This window comes from Streptomyces krungchingensis (assembly GCF_054729265.1).
In genome coordinates this window covers 7,422,760-7,440,496 of the sequence record NZ_JBPUKY010000001.1, presented here as the reverse complement: position 1 = coordinate 7,440,496, position 17,737 = coordinate 7,422,760, and the positions used below count along the sequence as shown (strand labels likewise).

Annotated in this window: 15 protein-coding genes; 8 read left to right on the top strand and 7 right to left on the bottom strand. The window is 70.7% G+C overall.

The features are described 5' to 3' along the window. Window positions 1-5: 5 nt before the first annotated feature. From ACSYGO_RS32710 to ACSYGO_RS32690, 5 genes are all read left to right on the top strand, one after another. Window positions 6-743 carry an ABC transporter ATP-binding protein gene (locus tag ACSYGO_RS32710; protein ID WP_426678001.1) on the top strand — a complete coding sequence of 246 codons (738 nt, stop codon included), beginning with the start codon at window positions 6-8 and terminating at the stop codon, window positions 741-743. Continuing rightward, a complete protein-coding gene (locus ACSYGO_RS32705) occupies window positions 725-2,383 on the top strand; it encodes a hypothetical protein (RefSeq protein ID WP_460388640.1) in 1,659 nt (552 codons plus the stop codon). The genes ACSYGO_RS32710 and ACSYGO_RS32705 overlap by 19 nt, the downstream gene beginning before the upstream one ends. A gap of 95 nt (window positions 2,384-2,478) precedes the next feature. Beyond that, the gene (locus tag ACSYGO_RS32700; protein WP_426677999.1) at window positions 2,479-2,886 is read left to right on the top strand and encodes a VOC family protein; all 408 of its coding nucleotides are present in this window, start codon (window positions 2,479-2,481) and stop codon (window positions 2,884-2,886) included. Window positions 2,887-3,137: 251 nt separating this feature from the next. Next, complete coding sequence (locus tag ACSYGO_RS32695; RefSeq protein WP_460388638.1) at window positions 3,138-4,253, top strand: LOG family protein; 1,116 nt, start codon at window positions 3,138-3,140, stop codon at window positions 4,251-4,253. Between the two features lie 160 nt (window positions 4,254-4,413). After that, window positions 4,414-5,097 carry an LAETG motif-containing sortase-dependent surface protein gene (locus tag ACSYGO_RS32690; protein ID WP_426677997.1) on the top strand — a complete coding sequence of 228 codons (684 nt, stop codon included), beginning with the start codon at window positions 4,414-4,416 and terminating at the stop codon, window positions 5,095-5,097. Between the two features lie 127 nt (window positions 5,098-5,224). Here the strand turns inward: ACSYGO_RS32690 and ACSYGO_RS32685 are convergent, their stop codons facing one another. The 4 genes from ACSYGO_RS32685 to rlmN form a co-directional block, all read right to left on the bottom strand. Then, window positions 5,225-6,256, bottom strand: a complete 1,032-nt coding sequence (locus ACSYGO_RS32685; RefSeq protein WP_432187122.1) for an ABC transporter ATP-binding protein — start codon at window positions 6,254-6,256, stop codon at window positions 5,225-5,227. A gap of 2 nt (window positions 6,257-6,258) precedes the next feature. After that, window positions 6,259-7,869 carry an ABC transporter permease gene (locus ACSYGO_RS32680; RefSeq protein ID WP_460389790.1) on the bottom strand — a complete coding sequence of 537 codons (1,611 nt, stop codon included), beginning with the start codon at window positions 7,867-7,869 and terminating at the stop codon, window positions 6,259-6,261. Between the two features lie 143 nt (window positions 7,870-8,012). Continuing rightward, window positions 8,013-9,110: a thiamine ABC transporter substrate-binding protein gene (locus ACSYGO_RS32675; protein WP_426677995.1), complete on the bottom strand. Its 1,098-nt coding sequence runs from the start codon at window positions 9,108-9,110 to the stop codon at window positions 8,013-8,015. 393 nt (window positions 9,111-9,503) lie between these two features. Continuing rightward, a complete protein-coding gene (rlmN, locus tag ACSYGO_RS32670) occupies window positions 9,504-10,610 on the bottom strand; it encodes a dual-specificity RNA methyltransferase RlmN (RefSeq protein WP_426677994.1) in 1,107 nt (368 codons plus the stop codon). Window positions 10,611-11,166: 556 nt separating this feature from the next. Here rlmN and ACSYGO_RS32665 point away from each other — a divergent pair. Continuing rightward, window positions 11,167-12,258: an LppY/LpqO family protein gene (locus ACSYGO_RS32665; protein ID WP_435221487.1), complete on the top strand. Its 1,092-nt coding sequence runs from the start codon at window positions 11,167-11,169 to the stop codon at window positions 12,256-12,258. Window positions 12,259-12,671: 413 nt separating this feature from the next. Here the strand turns inward: ACSYGO_RS32665 and ACSYGO_RS32660 are convergent, their stop codons facing one another. Both ACSYGO_RS32660 and ACSYGO_RS32655 read right to left on the bottom strand, forming a co-directional pair. After that, on the bottom strand, window positions 12,672-13,232 hold the full coding sequence (locus tag ACSYGO_RS32660; RefSeq protein ID WP_460388635.1) for a hypothetical protein: 561 nt from the start codon (window positions 13,230-13,232) through the stop codon (window positions 12,672-12,674). Window positions 13,233-13,520: 288 nt separating this feature from the next. Then, the gene (locus ACSYGO_RS32655; RefSeq protein WP_460388633.1) at window positions 13,521-14,060 is read right to left on the bottom strand and encodes a hypothetical protein; all 540 of its coding nucleotides are present in this window, start codon (window positions 14,058-14,060) and stop codon (window positions 13,521-13,523) included. Between the two features lie 548 nt (window positions 14,061-14,608). Here ACSYGO_RS32655 and ACSYGO_RS32650 point away from each other — a divergent pair. Further along, window positions 14,609-15,151: an HMG-box domain-containing protein gene (locus ACSYGO_RS32650; protein ID WP_460388631.1), complete on the top strand. Its 543-nt coding sequence runs from the start codon at window positions 14,609-14,611 to the stop codon at window positions 15,149-15,151. A 94-nt stretch (window positions 15,152-15,245) separates the two neighbouring features. Here ACSYGO_RS32650 and ACSYGO_RS32645 read toward each other — a convergent pair whose 3' ends face one another. Further along, window positions 15,246-16,970: a flavin monoamine oxidase family protein gene (locus ACSYGO_RS32645; RefSeq protein ID WP_460388629.1), complete on the bottom strand. Its 1,725-nt coding sequence runs from the start codon at window positions 16,968-16,970 to the stop codon at window positions 15,246-15,248. Window positions 16,971-17,340: 370 nt separating this feature from the next. On the opposite strand from ACSYGO_RS32645, the gene ACSYGO_RS32640 reads away from it, so the two are divergent. After that, window positions 17,341-17,679, top strand: coding sequence for a DUF6233 domain-containing protein (locus tag ACSYGO_RS32640; protein WP_095936928.1), 339 nt, complete (start codon window positions 17,341-17,343; stop codon window positions 17,677-17,679). Window positions 17,680-17,737: the final 58 nt, after the last annotated feature.

Sequence of the window (17,737 nt, the reverse complement as noted above, 5' to 3'; positions counted from 1 at the left end):
ACGCGATGGTGGCCCCGCCGGACAACGACGTGCTCTGGGCACGCGCCCTGCACGTCAATCACAACGGCTCGCCCGCGCTCAGCGGTGTCTCGCTCGGTGTCCGAGAGGGCGAGATCCTCGCCGTCGGCGGCCCGCGCGGCAGCGGCAAGACGACCCTGCTCCAGTGCCTGTCGGGCCAGCTGCTGCCGCAGGAGGGCGAGGTCTGGTTCAACAGCGTGCCCGTGCACACCATGGGCCCGCTCAGCCGCGAACGCCTGCGTCGCGACCGCTTCGGCTGGATCGACCCGGCCCCGGTGCTGATCCCCGAGCTGAACGCCTGGGAGAACGCCGCGCTGCCGCTGATGCTGCGCGGAACCGGACGCAGGGCCGCCAAGACCACCGCCCTGGAGTGGCTGGAACGGCTCGACATCGGGGCCTGCGCCCGCAAGCGCCCCCATACCCTGCTCCAGGCCGAGCGGCAGCGCGTCGCCATCGCGCGGGCCCTCGTCCCCGCCCCCACCGTGCTCTTCGCCGACGAGCCGACCGCCTCGCTGCACCGCGCCGACCGCACCCATGTGCTGCGCACGCTCACCGCGGCCGCCCGCTCGCACGGCATCACGGTCGTCCTCGCCACGCACGACGCGGACACCGCGGCCCTCGCCGACCGCACGGTCTCGCTCCTCGACGGACGGCGCGTGAACACCGTCCACCTGCCCCCGGTCACCGAGACGGAAGGCCGGGCCGCGTGCTCGCTCTCCGTCTAGCCCGCGGCGCGCGGCCCCTCGTCCAGGTCCGCCGGCTGCTGGTGGCCGCCGCCTCGACGGGCACCGGGTTCCTGCTGCTGTGCACGCTGGGGTACGCGATGACGCACCCGGACGGCTCGCCCGGCTCGGCGCTGCGGCTCGCCTGGTGCGCGGTGCCCGTGGCGACGACCGTGTACTTCGCCGTCGCGGTCGCCCGCACCGACCCCGGAACCCGGCCGCGCCCCGGCCTCGCGGCCATCGGGCTCGGCCCGGGGCGCCTGATGGCCATCTCGGCGGCCACCACCGCCCTGTCCACGACACTCGGCTCGCTGCTCGCCCTGCTCCTGTTCCTGCATCTGCGGGGCGACCTCACGGGCATGCCCCTGGACGGCGCGGCGGCGGAGTTCCTCGCCACGGACAGCTCCCTGCCGCTGCCCGCGGCACTGACCCTGCTGGCGCTGGTGCCGCTCGCGGCGTCCGCCGCGGTCGCGGTGGCCCTGCGCCCGCGGGGCGGCAGGCCGCGCCGCGTCGTGGACTCCTACGGCCGCACCTGGATCACGGCACGACAGATCGCGGCGGGCGGCTCCGCGAGCCGCGCCGCCGGCCGGACGGAACGCGCCACGGCGGAGACGGACACCACGGCGGGCTCCGCCGGTGCGGACACCCCCGGACACACCGGCGCGCCTGCCGCCCGGGGCGCCGACGACGACACGGCGGCACGCACCGGCGGGGAGGCCTCCCGCGTCCCGGACGCGCACTTCTACTCCGACATCCTCGACGCCGTCGCCGACGACGACGTGGCCGCCACGGGTCCCGACTTCCACTGGACCGCGGAGGCGTACGGCGACACGGAGCGCGACGGAACCCAGGCGCACGTCGACACGGAGGTCCACGACGAGCGCAGGGGCCGTGCGCGGGCCGGCCACCGGCGGGACTCCCAGGACTCCCTCCCCGACGCGCCGGACGCTCAGGAGGCCGCTCAAGCCCCCGCCCGCCGCCGTCGGCAGATCCGCCCGGCCGTCGAGTTCGACCCGCGCCGTCTGCCGCCCGTCGAGACCACGCCCGGCGGCCTGCCCTGGGGCGCGGCGACGATCGCGGCGGGGCTGGCCGTGGAGACGTACGCGGGCCGTTCCCCGTCCGCCGCCGCACTCACACTGCCCGGCGGATTCGCCGACGGCCCGGCCGGGGTGCTGGTCGGCTGGGTGCTCACCGCGCTCGGCCTGGCCATGGCGGGACCGGCGCTCACCTATCTGTGCGGCCGGCTGCTCCAGGCCGTACGGCCGGGTGCGCTGCGGCTGCTCGCCGGACGCGTCCTCCAGGCGGAGTCCCGGCGCATCGGGCAGCCGCTCGGCGTGGTGTGCGCGGTGGCCTGCGGCGGCTACGCCATGGCCACGCTGTACACCGGCGAACAGCCCGGGTTCGGGCCGCTGACCACCCTCGGAGCCCTGCTGGTCGCGGGGTCCACCCTGCTGACGCTGGCGACGGCCGCCGTCGAGGCGAAGCAGGCGCGCGCGGACACCACGGCCGCGCTGCTGCGGCTCGGGGCGCCCGCCACCGTGCTGCGCGGCGCCGCGGCACTCCGGGTCGCCGCGGTGCTCGCCCTGTTCGTCCCGCTCACCTGGGTGATCGCCGAACTGGCCGCACTGCCCCTGGTGCAGTGAAAGCCCGTACGAAAAAAGTCCGCGCCGGGCGATGAGTTCCGCGCGGACCCGCGGTCTACCTCTCCGAACGCCACATCACCGACGGGAGACCTCGCATGTACCAGCAGATGATCTTCGTGAACCTGCCCGTGGCCGACGTCGACACCTCGAAGAAGTTCTTCACGGAGCTCGGCTACACGATCAACCCGCAGTTCACGACCGACGACTGCGCCTGTGTCGTGATCAGCGACACCATCGTCGCGATGATGCTGAGCAAGCAGCGCTACGCGGACTTCACGAAGAAGCAGATCGCGGACGCGACGAAGACCAGCGAAGTGCTGCTGTGTCTGAGTGCCGAGAGCCGCGAGAAGGTCGACGAACTGGTCGACGGGGCGATCGCGGCGGGCGGCTCGGCCGGCGGCGAGACGCAGGACCACGGCTTCATGTACGGCCGCGCCTTCGACGACCCGGACGGCCACACCTGGGAGGTCATGTGGATGGACCCGGCGGCCGTCCAGGGCTGAGCCGCACGCCCCGCGCACCCCGGCCGGCCGGGGACGGATTTCCGTCCCGGCCCCGGGGTGCGGCCCGTTCAGGCCCTGGGGGCTGTCCTGTAATCCCCGGTGGATCAGTGCGCGGCGTCGGATGCGGTGCATCCCAAGGCGGAGGGCCGTCCTCATACGAGTCGTATTCGGGCGATCCGACAGCGCGGCGAGGTGCCGTAGCTGTCGTCGTGCGCCCGCCGGGGATCACGGACAGCCCTTAGCATGACCGGGTGCAGCCGACACCACCACACACGTCCGACGACCGTGAGATCGAGTCCCTCGCCGAGTTCGACGAGGTCGTCGCGGCCGGCAGTTCGCTCTCCGGGTTCCGGGTCCAGGCCGTCGATCTGACGGACCGTACGAAGACGCTGCTGTCCGTGGACAGCGCGGGAGCCGTCTTCCTCGGCTGCCCCATGGACCCCGAGGCGGCGGCCGCGGTCCGGGCGGCGGGCGCCCTGGTCTTCCCGCCCGTGCCCGGGCTGCCCTTCGACCCGTACCGCGGCGTGCTCTACTCCCCCGACGAGCTCTTCGAGGCGCTCGACGCGGGCTACGAGGCGACGCCGGACGCCCGCGCGTACGCCTGGTTCCAGCAGACCAAGGCCGACGGGGACATATTCGCCTCGATGCTGCGCTCCGTCCACGACGACGCCATCTCGGACGCGCTCGACGAACTCCTCGTCGGCGCACGGGTGGTGGGCGTGATGGGCGGCCACGCGATGGCACGCGGCACCGAGGAGTACGCGGGGGCGGCGCGACTCGGCCGGGAGCTGGCGCGTGCCGGTTACACGGTGGCCACCGGCGGCGGCCCCGGCGCGATGGAGGCCGCGAACCTCGGTGCGTACGCGGCCCCGTTCGACGACCGCATGCTCGGCGAGGCCCTGCAACTGCTCGCCAAGGCACCGTCGTTCGGCCCGTCGGTGGCGGACTGGGCGTGCGCCGCCTTCGACGTCCGGGAGCGGTGGCCCTCCGGCGGCGCGTCGGTCGGCATCCCCACCTGGTTCTACGGCCACGAGCCGCCCAACGCGTTCGCGGCGCACATCGCCAAGTACTTCGCCAACGCGACCCGCGAGGACGGCCTGCTGGCCCGCTCGAACGCCGGCGTCGTCTTCCTGCCGGGCGCGGCCGGAACCGTACAGGAGATCTTCGACAACGCGACCCCGAACTACTACGAGTCGCGCGGCGAGCCGACCCCCATGGTCCTGGTGAACCAGGCGCATTGGACCGAGAAGTACCCCACCTGGCCGCTGCTCCAGGCACTGGCCCGGGACCGCTCGATGGAGTCGCGCATCACGCTCGTGGACCGTATCGAGGACGCTCCGGAGGCGCTCAAACGCCTCGGTGGTTAATGACAAGGCAAAAGCCGACGGCAGGGCAGGGCATATGCATTGACAGCCCTTAGGTGGCGCTTATAAACCAGTGAGACTCCTGGGGGAGCTGTTGCCGCCGCATGATGCACAACAAATCCCCCCTCACCCCCCGCAGTTGCGCAATCTGTGAAGGGCAATCGTGTCCATATCTCGCCGTACCGCACGTTCCGTGCGCATCCTCGGTGTTGCATCCGCCTCGGCCGCGCTCGCGCTCGGTGTCGCGGGCAACGCACTCGCCTGCAACATCCGTGACTTCTCGGCCGTCGCCTCCTGCGACGACAACGGGAAGGGCATCATCACCGTGACCGACACCGACTCCTCGGGCAAGGAGGCGGAGGTCTCGGTCTACCTCGAGTCGAACGGCGCCGACGAGAAGCTGGTCGGCACCAAGACGGTCACCGGCACCCGCGAGGGCGCCACCGTGACGTTCTCGGAGGACTGGTCCCCCAAGGCCGTGTACCGCGTGCACATCAAGGCCGGGAACATCGTCGACGAGGACATCTCCCCGAACCTGACCGCGCCCTCCGAGGCCTGCAAGTCCACGGAGACGCCGTCGCCTTCGGAGACCCCCAAGCCGTCGGAGACTCCCGCTCCCTCGGAGACGCCTTCGGACGAGCCGACCCCGTCGGCCTCCGAGAGCACCACCGCTCCCGCGACGACCGGGGACAACTCCCCGTCGCCCGCGACCGGTGACTCCAACCTCGCCGAGACCGGTGCGAACTCCAACACCGGCATGATCGCCGGTATCGCCGGCGCGCTCGTCGTGGTCGGCGGCGGAGCGGTCTTCTTCGGCATGCGCCGTCGCGCCTCGAAGGCCGGCTGACGCACCACCGTACGCAGGTGTGGCCCGTCCCCTTCCCGGGGGCGGGCCACACGCGTGTCCGCGGGCCGTCTCCGGGGCGGCCGGCGGCGCGGGGGCGTCTGGTCCGAGCAGCGGCGCGGGGCGCACCCTATGCGCCGCCCGGCCCCCCGAGCACGGCGATCTCGGCGGCGTCGAACGCCACTCCGACCACATCACCGGGCGCCGGCGCGTCGCGCAGCGCGCACGCCGCCTCGAGCCGCGGCGCGCCCTCCGGTTGCAGCTGTACGGCGACATGCGTGCCCCGGAAGGTGCGTGCGGCTACGGTGCAGCGCAGCCCGTCGGCCCCGTCCACGAGCCGTACGCCGGCGGGCCGCACGAGGAGCGTGCCGACCCCCTGCCGGGAGCCCTGCGGCACCGGCACCTTGCCCCATGGCGTGTCCGCGGCCTCACCGCTCACCGTCGCCTCCACGACGTTGTCGAAGCCGAGGAAGCGGGCCACGAAGGCGTCCGCGGGGCGCTGCCAGACCTCCAGCGGTGTACCGGACTGGGCGATGCGGCCGTCGCGCATCACCACGACCCGGTCGGCGAGCGCGAAGGCCTCGCCCTGGTCGTGCGTGACGGCCAGCACCGTCGTGCCCAACTCGCCGAAGAGCTGGCGCAGTTCGACGACGAGCCGCTCGCGCAGGGACCGGTCCAGCTGACCGAGGGGCTCGTCCAGCATCAGCAGACGAGGGCGCGGGGCGAGCGCGCGGGCCAGCGCGACCCGCTGCTGCTCGCCGCCGGACAGCTCCCCGACGGGCCTGGACGCGGCCCCCGGAAGCCCCACGAGCTCCAGCAACTCCCTTACCCGTGCGGCCTGTTCGCCCTTCGCTGCACCGTGCATCCGCAGCCCGAAGGCGACGTTGCCGCCCACGTCCCGCTGCGGGAACAGCTGGTGGTCCTGGAACATCAGGCCCACGCCCCGCTTGTGCGCGGGAACACCGCCGAGGTCCCGACCGTCCAGGCACACCCGCCCGGCGTCCAGCGCCTGCAGTCCCGCGACGACACGGAGCAGTGTCGACTTGCCGCTGCCGCTCGGCCCGAGCACGCAGACGATCTCGTGCTCCGCCACGTCGAGACCGACGGCGTCGAGCGCGGCCCGCGCGCCGAAGCGCACGGTCGCGCCTGCGAGTTCGAGCATGGTCAGAACTCCCCCGTCCGGTCCGTCCGTACCCGCTCCAGGAGCAGCAGCGCCACCGCACACACCACCATCAAGATCGTCGAAAGGGCCATCGCCTGGCCGTAGTTGAGGTCGCCCGCCCGCCCGAGCAGACGTGCCACCGCGACCGGCAGCGTCGGGTTGTCGGGCCGCGCGATGAACACGGTCGCCCCGAACTCGCCGAGCGACACCGCGAAGGCGAACCCGGCCGCGACCAGCAGCGCCCGCCGCACCATCGGCAGGTCGACCTCGCGCCACACCCGCCAGGGCGAGGCGCCGAGCACGGCCGCCGCCTCGCGCAGTCGTCCGTCCACCGCCCGCAGCACGGGCAGCATCGTCCGCACCACGAAGGGGACCCCGACCAGCGCCTGCGCGAGCGGCACCAGGATCCAGCTGCTCCGCAGGTCCAACGGCGGTTCGTCCAGCGCGACGAGGAATCCGAAACCGACCGTCACGGCGGAGACGCCGAGCGGCAGCATGAGCAGCGCGTCGAAGCCCCGCACGAGACGGCCCGCGTCACGGCGGGTGAGGGCGGCGGCCGCCAGTCCGCCGATCACGACGGCGATCGCGGTGGCGGCGAGGGCGTACTCCAGCGAGGTGCCGATCGCCGTGACCGGCGCGACGAGGAAGGCACCTCCGTCGTCGGAGGCCAGCGCCCTGTAGTAGGCGAAGCCATGGCCGCCCGGCGTGTCGAGCGAGCGCTGGACGAGCACCCCGAGCGGGAGCACGAGCAGGACGGCGACGCTCACGAGCACTCCCCCGAGCAGCGCCCACTGGCCCGCACCCCGCGGCCGGCGCGCGGTGGTCTCCGGGGCCACCAGGCGCAGCGCGGTCTCCCGGCGGCGCACCGTCCCCGCGTGCACGGCGAGGATCGCGCCCACCGCCACGAACTGGATGAGCGTCAGCACCGCCGCGGTGGCGAGGTCGAAGATCTGCGAGGTCTGCCGGTAGATCTCGACCTCGAGGGTGGAGAAGGTGGGGCCGCCGAGGATCTGCACCACGCCGAAGGAGGTGAAGGTGAAGAGGAACACCATGAGCGCGGCGGCGGCCACGGCCGGGCTCAGCGCCGGAAGCGTCACCTTGCGCCAGGCCGCGAACCGCGAGGCGCCGAGCATCCGCGCGGCCTCCTCCTGGCGGGGGTCGAGCTGCGCCCACAGCCCGCCGACGGTCCGTACGACGACCGCGTAGTTGAAGAAGACGTGCGCGAGCAGAATCGCCCAGACCGTGGTGTCGAGCCGCACGCCCCACAGCTCGTCGAGCAGGCCGCCTCGGCCGACCAGCGCCAGGAACGCCGTGCCGACGACGACGGTCGGCAGCACGAAGGGCACCGTCACCACGGCTCGGAGGACCTGCTTGCCCCTGAAATCGAAGCGTGCGAACACATACGCGCCGGGGAGCGCGATCAGCAGCGTGAGCGCCGTCGAGGCGAGCGCCTGCCAGGTGGTGAACCAGAGCACGTGCCGGATGTCGGACTGCGTGAGCACGTCCGCGATCCGGCCCAGCCGCCACTGCCCGTCGGTCTTGAGGCCGCGGGCCACGATGGCGGCGACGGGGTAGGCGAAGAAGACGGCGAAGAACGCGACGGGCACGGCCATGAGGCCGAGCCGGGCCACGTTCGCGCGCCCGCCCGCTCCGCGCCGTCCGCCGCGTCCCTCGCGTCCGAAGCTGCCGCCTCCGCGCCGCCCGCTCCCGGTCTCCCGGGGCGTCGGCGCCTTGGCGACGGCTTCGGACGCGTCGGCTACTTCAGTACGAGCGAGGTCCACGACTTGACCCACTGGTCACGGTTGGCGGCGATCCTGTCGGGCGCCATGGTCTCGGGGTTCTTGGCCTGCGGGCCGTACTGGTCGAACTCCGCGGGCACCTGGGCGGCTTCGCGCACCGGGTAGACGAACATGTTCAGCGGCATGTCGTCCTGGAACTCCTTGGTGAGCATGAAGTCGATGAGCGCCTTGCCGCCCTTGGCGTTCCCGGCGTTGCTCAGCAGTCCCGCGTACTCGACCTGGCGGAAGCAGGTGCCGGTGGCGACGCCGGTGGGCGCCGTCTTCGGCTTCGGGCTGGCGTAGATCACCTCGGCGGGCGGGGAGGAGGCGTACGAGACGACCAGCGGCCGGTCGCCCTTGGCCTTCTTGCCGCCGGCGGACCCGGAGAACTCCTCGTCGTAGGCCTGCTCCCAGCCGTCGACGACCTTCACGCCGTTGGCCTTGAGCTTCTTCCAGTAGTCCTGCCAGCCTCCCCCGCTCGATCCGGAGGCGTCCCCGTCGCCGTACTTCGCGGCGGTGCCCAGCAGGAAGCCGAGGCCGGGCGAGGACGTGGACGCGTTCTCGGTGACGAGGAGGTTCTTGTACTCGGGCTTGATCAGGTCGTCGAAGGACTGCGGGGGCGTCAGCTTGTGCTCGCTGAAATAGGCCTTGTCGTAGTTGACGCAGATGTCGCCCGAGTCGACGGGCGTGGCCCGGTGCTTGTCCTGATCGACGCGGTACTGCGGAAGCACCAGGTCCGAGCCCTTCGCCTCGTACGGCTGGAAGAGCCCGTTGTCGAGGGCGCGGGAGAGCAGGGTGTTGTCGACGCCGAAGAAGACGTCGCCCTGCGGGTTGTCCTTGGTGAGGATCGCCTTGTTCACGGCCTGCCCGGCGTCACCGTCCTTGAGGACCCTGACCTTGTAGCCGGACTGCTTCTCGAAGTCCTTGAGCACGCTCTTCGACACGGCCCACGAGTCGTGGCTGACGAGCGTGACGGTCTTCGGGTCCGCCGAGCCGCCGCCCGACGATCCGCACGCGGACAGCGCGGCCAGGCCGAGGCCTACGGCCACGGCTGCGAACTTCTTGGTGGTGCTCACTGATTTCCTCCTGGGGGACCAGGAAGAGACGCGGCCCTGCCCGGGACCTCTGACAGTTCCCGGGCAGGGCGCAACAGCTTGAGTGATGACCGAACTTCCTACCCAGAATGACCTGGGCAAGGTTCAGAGGGTCTGCGGTCTGTCCCGCACTCTCAGCGCTGTGGCGCTCCCCTGTCGGAATATGAAGATGTACGTACAGGCCTCAGCGTACCGTCTGGCCCCTGCGGGCCCGGCGGGCGGTGACCGCGGGGCCGACACGCGGCATCCGGGGTCGAGACGCGACCGCCGGTGTGCCGTCCGCCGGCCCGGATCATGGTGCGCCCGGCGGCCCGCGTCGTGGTGCTTCCGCCGGCCCGGCGCACCCGGTGGCCGGGCCGGTGTCGTGCCGGAGGTCTAACGCTCGGTGGCCGCGAGCTGTCCGCACGCCCCGTCGATCTCCTGGCCGCGGGTGTCCCGGACGGTCACCGGCACGCCGTGGGCCGCGATCGCCTCGACGAACGCCTTCTCGTCCTCGGGCCGCGAGGCGGTCCACTTCGACCCCGGGGTCGGGTTCAGCGGGATGAGGTTGACGTGCACCGGCTTGCCCTTGAGCAGCCGCCCGAGCCGGTCACCGCGCCATGCCTGGTCGTTGATGTCGCGGATGAGGGCGTACTCGATGGACAGCCGGCGCCCGGACTTCGCCGCGTACTCCCATCCGGCGTCCAGCACCTCGCGCACCTTCCACCGCGTGTTGACGGGCACGAGCGTGTCGCGCAGCTCGTCGTCGGGTGCGTGCAGCGAGATGGCGAGCCGGCACTTGAAGCCCTCGTCGGCGAACCGGTGGATGGCGGGGACCAGTCCCACCGTCGACACGGTGATGCCGCGCTGCGAGAGTCCGAGCCCGTCCGGCTCGGGGTCGGTGAGGGCGCGGATCGCTCCGACCACCCGCTTGTAGTTGGCGAGCGGCTCACCCATGCCCATGAAGACGATGTTGCTCAGCCGCGCCGGGCCGCCCGGGATCTCGCCGTCCCTGAGGGCGCGCATGCCGTCCACGATCTGGTGCACGATCTCGCCGGTCGACAGGTTCCGGTCGAGGCCGGCCTGGCCGGTCGCACAGAACGGGCAGTTCATCCCGCAGCCGGCCTGGGAGCTGATGCACATGGTCACCCGGTCCGGGTACCGCATCAGCACGGACTCGACGAGCGTGCCGTCGAAGAGGCGCCACAGGGTCTTGCGGGTGGTGTCCTGGTCGGTGGACAGGTGCCGCACGACGGACATCAGCTCGGGAAGCAGCGCTTCCTGGAGCTTGTCGCGCGACGCGGCCGGGATGTCCGTCCACTCCGCGGGGTCGTGCGCGAACCGCGCGAAGTAGTGCTGCGAGAGCTGCTTGGCACGAAACGGCTTCTCGCCGATCGCGGCGACAGCCTCTTTGCGCTCGGCGGGCGTGAGATCGGCAAGGTGCCGCGGCGGCTTCTTGGCTCCGCGCGGGGCGACGAAAGTGAGTTCTCCGGGCTTCGGCATAACCCTTCCAGTGTCGCAGATCAACTCGACCGGCCCAGGCCGGAGCGGGGTGGGGACGGTCACCCACGGGTGCCGTCTGTCAGCTTTGGTCGACCTCGCACAGCCCAGGGACGGCCCAGCTCGGTACTCGGTCGGAGCGTCATGGCGTCGCGTACCGCGCCCACTGGTGGCCGAGAAATTCGAACACGTGCTTGAATTTGGCCATGCGATCGTTCCCCGACGACCTTGCCCAGGCGCAGCAGGAGTGGAGCGCCACCTACCGGCAGCTTGCCGAGCGGCCCGGCCGTACCGAGCTGCGCCGGCACCGACTCACCGCTCCTCTCTCTTGTGGGGATCATCGGAACCTTGATCGGTAGTTCCCCGTGACTCCCCGCCTGATCCGAGATGTACGTGTTTCCGGTGTGATCGGGCTCCACATTGCATGATGCTGTGACATGCCACTTTTAGCGTAATAGGGGGTTATTGGCTGTTTAAGCCGTCATGCTGCGCCTATCGATCACGGCTCGTCGAGAGGATCCGGCGGGCTCCTCCACAATGTGGTTGGGATGGCGAATACATGGCTACTGAAGCGCGGCCGGTGCCGGCCGGAACAGGTGCAGGGGCATCACGACGCCGCGTCCTGACCACGGCTGCGCTGGGATCGGCATTCGCGGCACTGCCGGGACGGGCTGTCGGCGCCGAGCCGGGCGCCTCACGCGAAGGGGCGCATGGCGGCACGGATCACGACCGCGGCGGTGAGCGTGCAGGCGCTGACGGCAGGGCCGGCCGGGATGGCGGCGCGTTGGTGCGTCCGGCCGAGAGCTCGGCGAAGGACTGGGCTCACGTTGCGGCGGAGCTGGGCCGCGAGGGAAGCATGCTGGGCAGGCAGATCTACCGGACGGCTTTCCCTCGCACCGACCTGCATGTCGTCTCCCACGGCGTCACTGTGTCGCCGCAACTCGCCATCGGCTCGCACGTGTCCTTCATCCGCTATGCCGACAACACCATCCTGACCATGGGAGAACTGGCCGTCACCGAGACGGAGTTGCACCGTGTGACCGGCGCACTGCAGTCACACGGCATCGAGCAGACGGCTATTCACAACCACCTGCTCGCTCACACTCCCCGTCTCGTGTGGATCCATACGCACGGGCACGGTCCGGATGCCCTGCCCTTGGCCCGCGGCCTGCGCGCCGCGTTCGCCTGCACAGGCACGCCGCCCGCCAAGTCTTCGACGACCCCCGCAAAGAAGCTGAAGCTGGACACAGCGGGCATCGACGCCGCCCTGGGCACCGCAGGTACCGTCTATGGCAGCGTCTACAAGTCCGTCTTCCGGCGCCGCGAGACGATGACCGACGGCAACTACATCCTGCCGCTCGGTTCCGGGGCGACCACGGCCCTCAGCTTCCAGCCGGTGGGAGGAGGCTGTGCCGCGGTCAGCGGGGATTTCGCCGTGCTGGCCGGGGAGGCGCAGGACGTGCTGGACGCGCTCCAGCGCGGCGGAATCGGGATCGTCGAGTTGCACAACCATGGCCTGGCCGACACGCCCCGCATGTTCTTCATCCACGTCTGGGCCGTCGGAAACGCCGTGAAACTTGCGCGGGCCCTGCGCCGTGCGGTGGCCGCTACCAACGTCGCACCCGCCGGTGGGGCAGAAGGAGGCGAGTAGCGGTTGGCCGAAAGCCCACGTACATCCACTACGAGGACTTCCAGCCGACACGCCCGCCGTGACCACCCGATCGCCGACTACATCGACGTTCAGATCAGGAAGGTGAAGCGGCCTCCGCACGGCCCATCTGGCACGTGAGTGGCACGGCGCCGAAGAGCCGCTGAGAAAGATCAAGGCCCAGGCATCCGGATTCACACCGGTTGACCTGGGCCTTGTTCGTGTCCTGAGACCGGTGGGCGCGGACGGTTTCGAACCGCCGACATCCGCCCTGTAAGTTCGATCGCTGCTCGGCACTGCCGGGGAATCGCCCGGCAAGGCCAGCCGTGCAGGACCGCCTGGGCTCTTGGTACCCCGACTCCCCGTGAGTGACCGCCTGTTCTGGCACGGCTGTGGCACGGCTTCGCCCCTCCGCTTCAGCGTCGACGGTTTGAGCGTCGGCGCCCCAGCAGCCTTGCCTGCTCGCTCTTCAGGTGAGTGAACCGGTCGCGGGTGTACTCCCTCAGCTCCCGGCCAGGGAACGGTATGAGTGACAGGTGTTCTTCGTAATTGCCCTCGGCCCACTGCGCGGCGGTGATCTCGTATCCAGCGACATGCGCGCAGAGCTGGAGCAGTGCCGAAGGCATCTCCTCCTCGATCAGAAGATCGGCCTTCGTGACCACCACGTCACGCATTGCCTGAATGTTGGGGATGAAGACGGTAGTGGCCCATGTGCGCCACCGCGCGAGTTCCTGCTCGGTGGGAGGTATGTCGTGGTGGAAGGGATCGCGCCCGTCGGGGCGGGCGTACATCTCAGAGAAGGTGTCATAGACGCGGCTGTTGGCTTCCATCAGCGCGAACAGAGGACCGTAGAAGTCGCTCAACTGGACATTGACCCGCGTCAGTCGGGCCTCTCTCTGCGCCAGTCGCAGTCCGTTGAGATAGGTCGCCAGGTAGCCGATGAACGCCACCCCGACGGTCAAGATCACTGTGGCCATGAGAGGTGATCGTAAGCCCCTCCGGTCGGATCACCTGATCGCTGGTCCCGTTCTCCTGCATGTCCTCGAACTCAACGTCGCCGGAGTCTCAATGACCCGTGTCAAGCCGGCGAGGCGCCGCCCATCGGTTAACGGTGACGCCCCGCGTGGTCGCCGACCTTTGAAGCGTGGCCTCATCCTTATCAGGTCAAATACCAAGGGCTGTCGACAGCGCTTAACCGGCCTGTCGCTTTGGTCGAGCGTCCGCAGAGATCCGGCGTCGGCCGCCGTTGTTCGCGCACGTTGGTGTCAGCCGCTGATGTCAGCCCAATGCGGCGGTCTCCTGGAAGCGGCTTCCTGTCGGTACGGTGCACCGATTGCGAGAATGAGCCAGGTGGCCCCGGCGCAGAGTAGACCCGTCAGGACGAGCATCATGCGCTGCTCGTCCTCGACTTCGAACTCGTACCGGCTCCGCGAGATCTCCACCTCGACGCGGGGCGAGGCCGTCATATCGGTAGCGAAGTACCGGTCGCCCAAGGCTTGCGGTGTCTCCAAGGCGCCTCCGCCGTCCAATACGTTCACGACAAGCAGCACTACGCCCGAAACGATCAGCAGCCCGAGTGTGGCGCGCACATGGCCAGGCAGGCCTCGTCCAAGGAACCACTTCGGAGACCTGCTCGCCTCGGAATTGATCACGGGCACCGCGGCACACAGACAAAGCACGAAGGACAACATCATCACCGCCATCGTCCAGCCTGTGCCGTCGATCGGAGAGGGCCCCGGCAGCCAGGTGAGTGCCACGAACGACAGGAGGGCGACGCTCAACCCGAACAAGGTTCCGCTGCGCACAGTGAAAGTTCTTCGCACGGCCCGGAGCTTCGCACATCCGTCGCTCCAGGTCATTGCCGGATTCCAGCAGCGTACGCTCCTCAACGATGCGAGATTCGTACCTCGTCGGCACTCCCGAACACACCGGAACGCGACAGACTTCCTCGGCTCCCATCCCGTCTGCCGTCGACCCACACACCGTGGAGCGGGCGTGGTTCAGGGCGTCAACGTGGAGCGCCCTGCTGGACGAACGACCTTGACGCCCTGGGCCGCGCCTGCTCGGCTCTGCCTGGGCCGACGGCAGACGGGATGGGGGCACCCCACACACGCCACACTCGGCCGGCACTCGCGAACGGCGCCCCCGCCATCTCGGAGCCTGAGCGCCCCGCCGGAGGCACGTTCTTGACCGAAACACTTCGTGTCCGGGTCTCTACTCACGGGCCGTCGCTTGCCGCGCCCCCCTCCGCCACGGTGGCGGCGGCCGGCACGACCAGCCGATCGAGACCTGGGGGCCGTAGTGAGCCCTTTTGAGGTGCGCCGAAGCCGGCGACGGTGCACACTTCCTCGCCGTGGAGATCATCACGGGCGAGCTGCGGCGTCTTCAGTCGGGGCTCGGGGCCGATGACGGCCGACAGCGGCCGTTCCTCGTGCGTGTCCGGTTCACCGCCGAGGATCCGGCGCGAGTCATCGCGAACGCCCGTGCCGTGCTGGCGTGTGTGCTCCGGCGGACGAATGACTGGCCGGCGCTCGATCGATGGCCGGAGCTACTGCCGGCGGGGTTCGTTCAGCGCTGCGCGCCTGAGCATGCGGAGCCGGAACCCGGCCGGCCCTTCGATGCCAAAGCCTGGCTGCGAAAGTGGCGGGCGACGACACCCAAGCAGAAATCAGCGTTCGGCCAAGGGCCTTGGACGCTGTCGGGCTGGCTCTACTACTTCGACCCGACCGACGAGGGAATGGGCGACGACCGCAGCTGGTGGTGGTGGGACTCGGGGTCCGATGAGCCGGGCAACGGCTGGGTCGATGTGGCCACCACCGGCTGGCCGTTCGGCAGCGGTTCGCTGTTCTGGCTGATCGCGGCCAGCGGTGGTCGGGATCTGGATTATGGGGTGTGATGGCCATGCGCTCGCCCACCTCCTCGGACGTGAGCCGGGCACCCCCGGTCGATTCGCCGGACTTGGCTGCACTCGCGGGCTGACGGGCCGGCGGTCACGGGCCGAGGTAGGTGCCTGGTGAGAGCCACGTAGGACGGGGCAGGCCGAAGTGCTCCTCGAGCATCAGCTCGGCCTGGGTGAGCGCGCCGTAGACCCATCCCTGTCCGGTCGACCAGGCATCTCCGCAGACGTACAGGTTGGCGTCGGGGAGCGGGTGGCGCATGCGCGGCATGATCTCCCAGCTCTTCGCCCCCACCTGCCAGAAGTGGAAGGCCGCTCCGTACGGGTCCTGCACCCAGTCCTGGAAGTAGGCCGACGTCGGGTCGGGGATACGGGCGTCGGGGCCGTGCAGCTCGCGCAACTGCCGCTGAGCCTCGTCGACCAGCGTCCCCGGCGCCGAAGCGTCCATCGGCCGTGGCGGCCGGGTCACCGCCACCGGGGCGAGGCGGTGCGGCCGCGTCAGCAGCTCGTTCCAGAACTCCACGTCGCTGAGGTCGTTGTAGGAGGCCAGCAGCAGGGCGTTGCGGTCGGCCGGGTCGGCCCCGGGCTGCTTGCCCTCGACGCCCCAGTAGTAGGTCTGGCGCAGCGGCAGGTCGGTCACCGAGCGGCCGGCGCGCAGGCCGAGATCCTCCCACCACGGCCGGTCGTAACCGAGGAAGAGCTTGGAGGCGGGCCTCGGGACGATCGAGCCGAGGTCGGACAGGAACCGGTCGCTGGTGAAGAGGAAGGTGTCCGGGTCCAGCAGCTCGATCGAGCGCTGGGGCATCGCCAGAACGACGTGGCGTGCCCGGACCGTGAGCGGCCGGCCCGTGGGCCAGACGGAGAGAGCAAGGGCCAGCACCTCCTCGCCATGGACGGTCTCCCGGTCGATCCGGCGCACCTGGTGGTGGAGGTGGACGGTCCCGCCTTCCGCCTCGAACCGCCGGACGAGTTCCTCGGGCACCGTCTGGTAGCCGTTGCGCAGCAGCAGGTACTGCGGTGCCGGGGAGCCGACGAAGTCCGCCACCGACGCCTCCATGGCCTCGATGCTGTTGACGTTGGCCACGACCGATCCGTAGCCGAAGCCGTCCCGGAGGAACGACCACCCCTCTTGCCCGACCGCGTCGAGCAGCAGGTTCCAGAACCCGATGTCGTAGAGGTGCCGGCCGTCGGCCGACGCCGTCGGCTTGATCTTGTCCCACGCCTTTTGGTTCATGCCGGCGGCGCCGGGGACGAAACGCTCGATGACCGAGACGAGCGCGTCGTCCGGCGACTTGCCCCGGATCGCGGCCGGCAGGTCGTAGGGCACGACCGCCGGGTCGTTCCACTGGGCCTGGGTGAAGCGGTGCCGGCGCAGGTAGACGAGGTTCTGCGGCTCGTCGACCGGGAAGGGATCCGTCGGCAACCCGAGATGTTCCACCAGGTCGGCCACGACGGGCTGGTTGTCGAGGTAGCGCATCCCGCCCAGCTCGGCGTGCAGGTGCGGCATGCCGGGCGGCGTCACCGAGAAGAGGCGGCCGCCGACGCGCTCGCTGCCCTCGAACAGGTGCACCTTGAGGGGACCGCGGCCACGCCGCCGAAGCTTCTTGAGCGCGCCGCTGCGCTCGGCTTCCGGACCGAGCAGACGCCAGGCGGCGTACGCCCCGGACACCCCGGCGCCGATGACCGCGACGTCGACGACGTCGGTCTCGTCGCCCCGCGCACGCGCCCGGGCCGGCGTCCCCAGTGCTCCGTCGACGATGGCGGCGGCGCCGAGAGCCCCCGTTCCCTTGAACACATCGCGGCGCGTCAGATCGCCCATCTCCGGCCCTCTCGGCGTGGATGCCTGCGGTAGGTAACTGTCTGTGATCGCGGCACAACATACCAATCCGGGCATTTTCGGTGCACAAGCGGGCAGTGACGGGCGAGTCGCAGCGAGGATTCGCCGCGAGCGGCCCGAATCCGAACCCGGAGGAAAGCTCCGCCTCGCGTGCGACAACCGGGGCGCCTGCCCCTGCGGCGACCCCAGAGGACTGCGGGCCTGAGGGACGCACCGCGACCCTCAGGCCGGACGGGTGCACCACAGCCTTCGGGACGGAGGGGTGCACCACGATCTTCGGGCGAGAGGGGCGCACCCAAGGCCTTCGGGGTGAGGAGTGCCTCCGGCCCGATGCAGTCATAGAATCGAACATGTGCACGATGACCTGCCGCCCGACCTGCCGAGGCTCCGCACGCTGGAGACGTGGCTGATCCTCTCGCTCACCCGGGTACAGCGACGCATCGCCGACATCGAGCGGCGCGAGGTGGAGCGGGACCGCGGCCGGCAGGCACGGCCACCGGTGCCCGACTGGCTGCTCGAAGTGGGCATCGGCAGCGAAAAACCACCGGTCGCGGTGCACGTGGGCGGCTGCCACATGGCCGGCAAGCGCGTACGCGGCATCCCGCGCGACCAGGCGCTGCGGGCCCTCACCGAGGGGGTCGACGCCTGCTCGCACTGCCGGCCGGACAGCGAGCTCGGGGTCCTCGACTGAGCCGGGCCGACACCGCCGTACGCCGCCGCGCCGGGCGACGGCACGGGGACGACCGCGT

Bases quoted from the DNA above. Each gene is read 5' to 3' on its own strand.
- ACSYGO_RS32710 (WP_426678001.1), top strand. From the start codon at position 6: ATGGTGGCCCCGCCGGACAACGACGTGCTCTGGGCACGCGCCCTGCAC.
- ACSYGO_RS32700 (WP_426677999.1), top strand. From the start codon at position 2,479: ATGTACCAGCAGATGATCTTCGTGAACCTGCCCGTGGCCGACGTCGAC.
- ACSYGO_RS32685 (WP_432187122.1), bottom strand. From the start codon at position 6,256: ATGCTCGAACTCGCAGGCGCGACCGTGCGCTTCGGCGCGCGGGCCGCG.
- ACSYGO_RS32680 (WP_460389790.1), bottom strand. From the start codon at position 7,869: ATGGCCGTGCCCGTCGCGTTCTTCGCCGTCTTCTTCGCCTACCCCGTC.
- rlmN (WP_426677994.1), bottom strand. From the start codon at position 10,610: ATGCCGAAGCCCGGAGAACTCACTTTCGTCGCCCCGCGCGGAGCCAAG.
- ACSYGO_RS32665 (WP_435221487.1), top strand. From the start codon at position 11,167: ATGGCTACTGAAGCGCGGCCGGTGCCGGCCGGAACAGGTGCAGGGGCA.
- ACSYGO_RS32660 (WP_460388635.1), bottom strand. From the start codon at position 13,232: ATGGCCACAGTGATCTTGACCGTCGGGGTGGCGTTCATCGGCTACCTG.
- ACSYGO_RS32645 (WP_460388629.1), bottom strand. From the start codon at position 16,970: ATGGGCGATCTGACGCGCCGCGATGTGTTCAAGGGAACGGGGGCTCTC.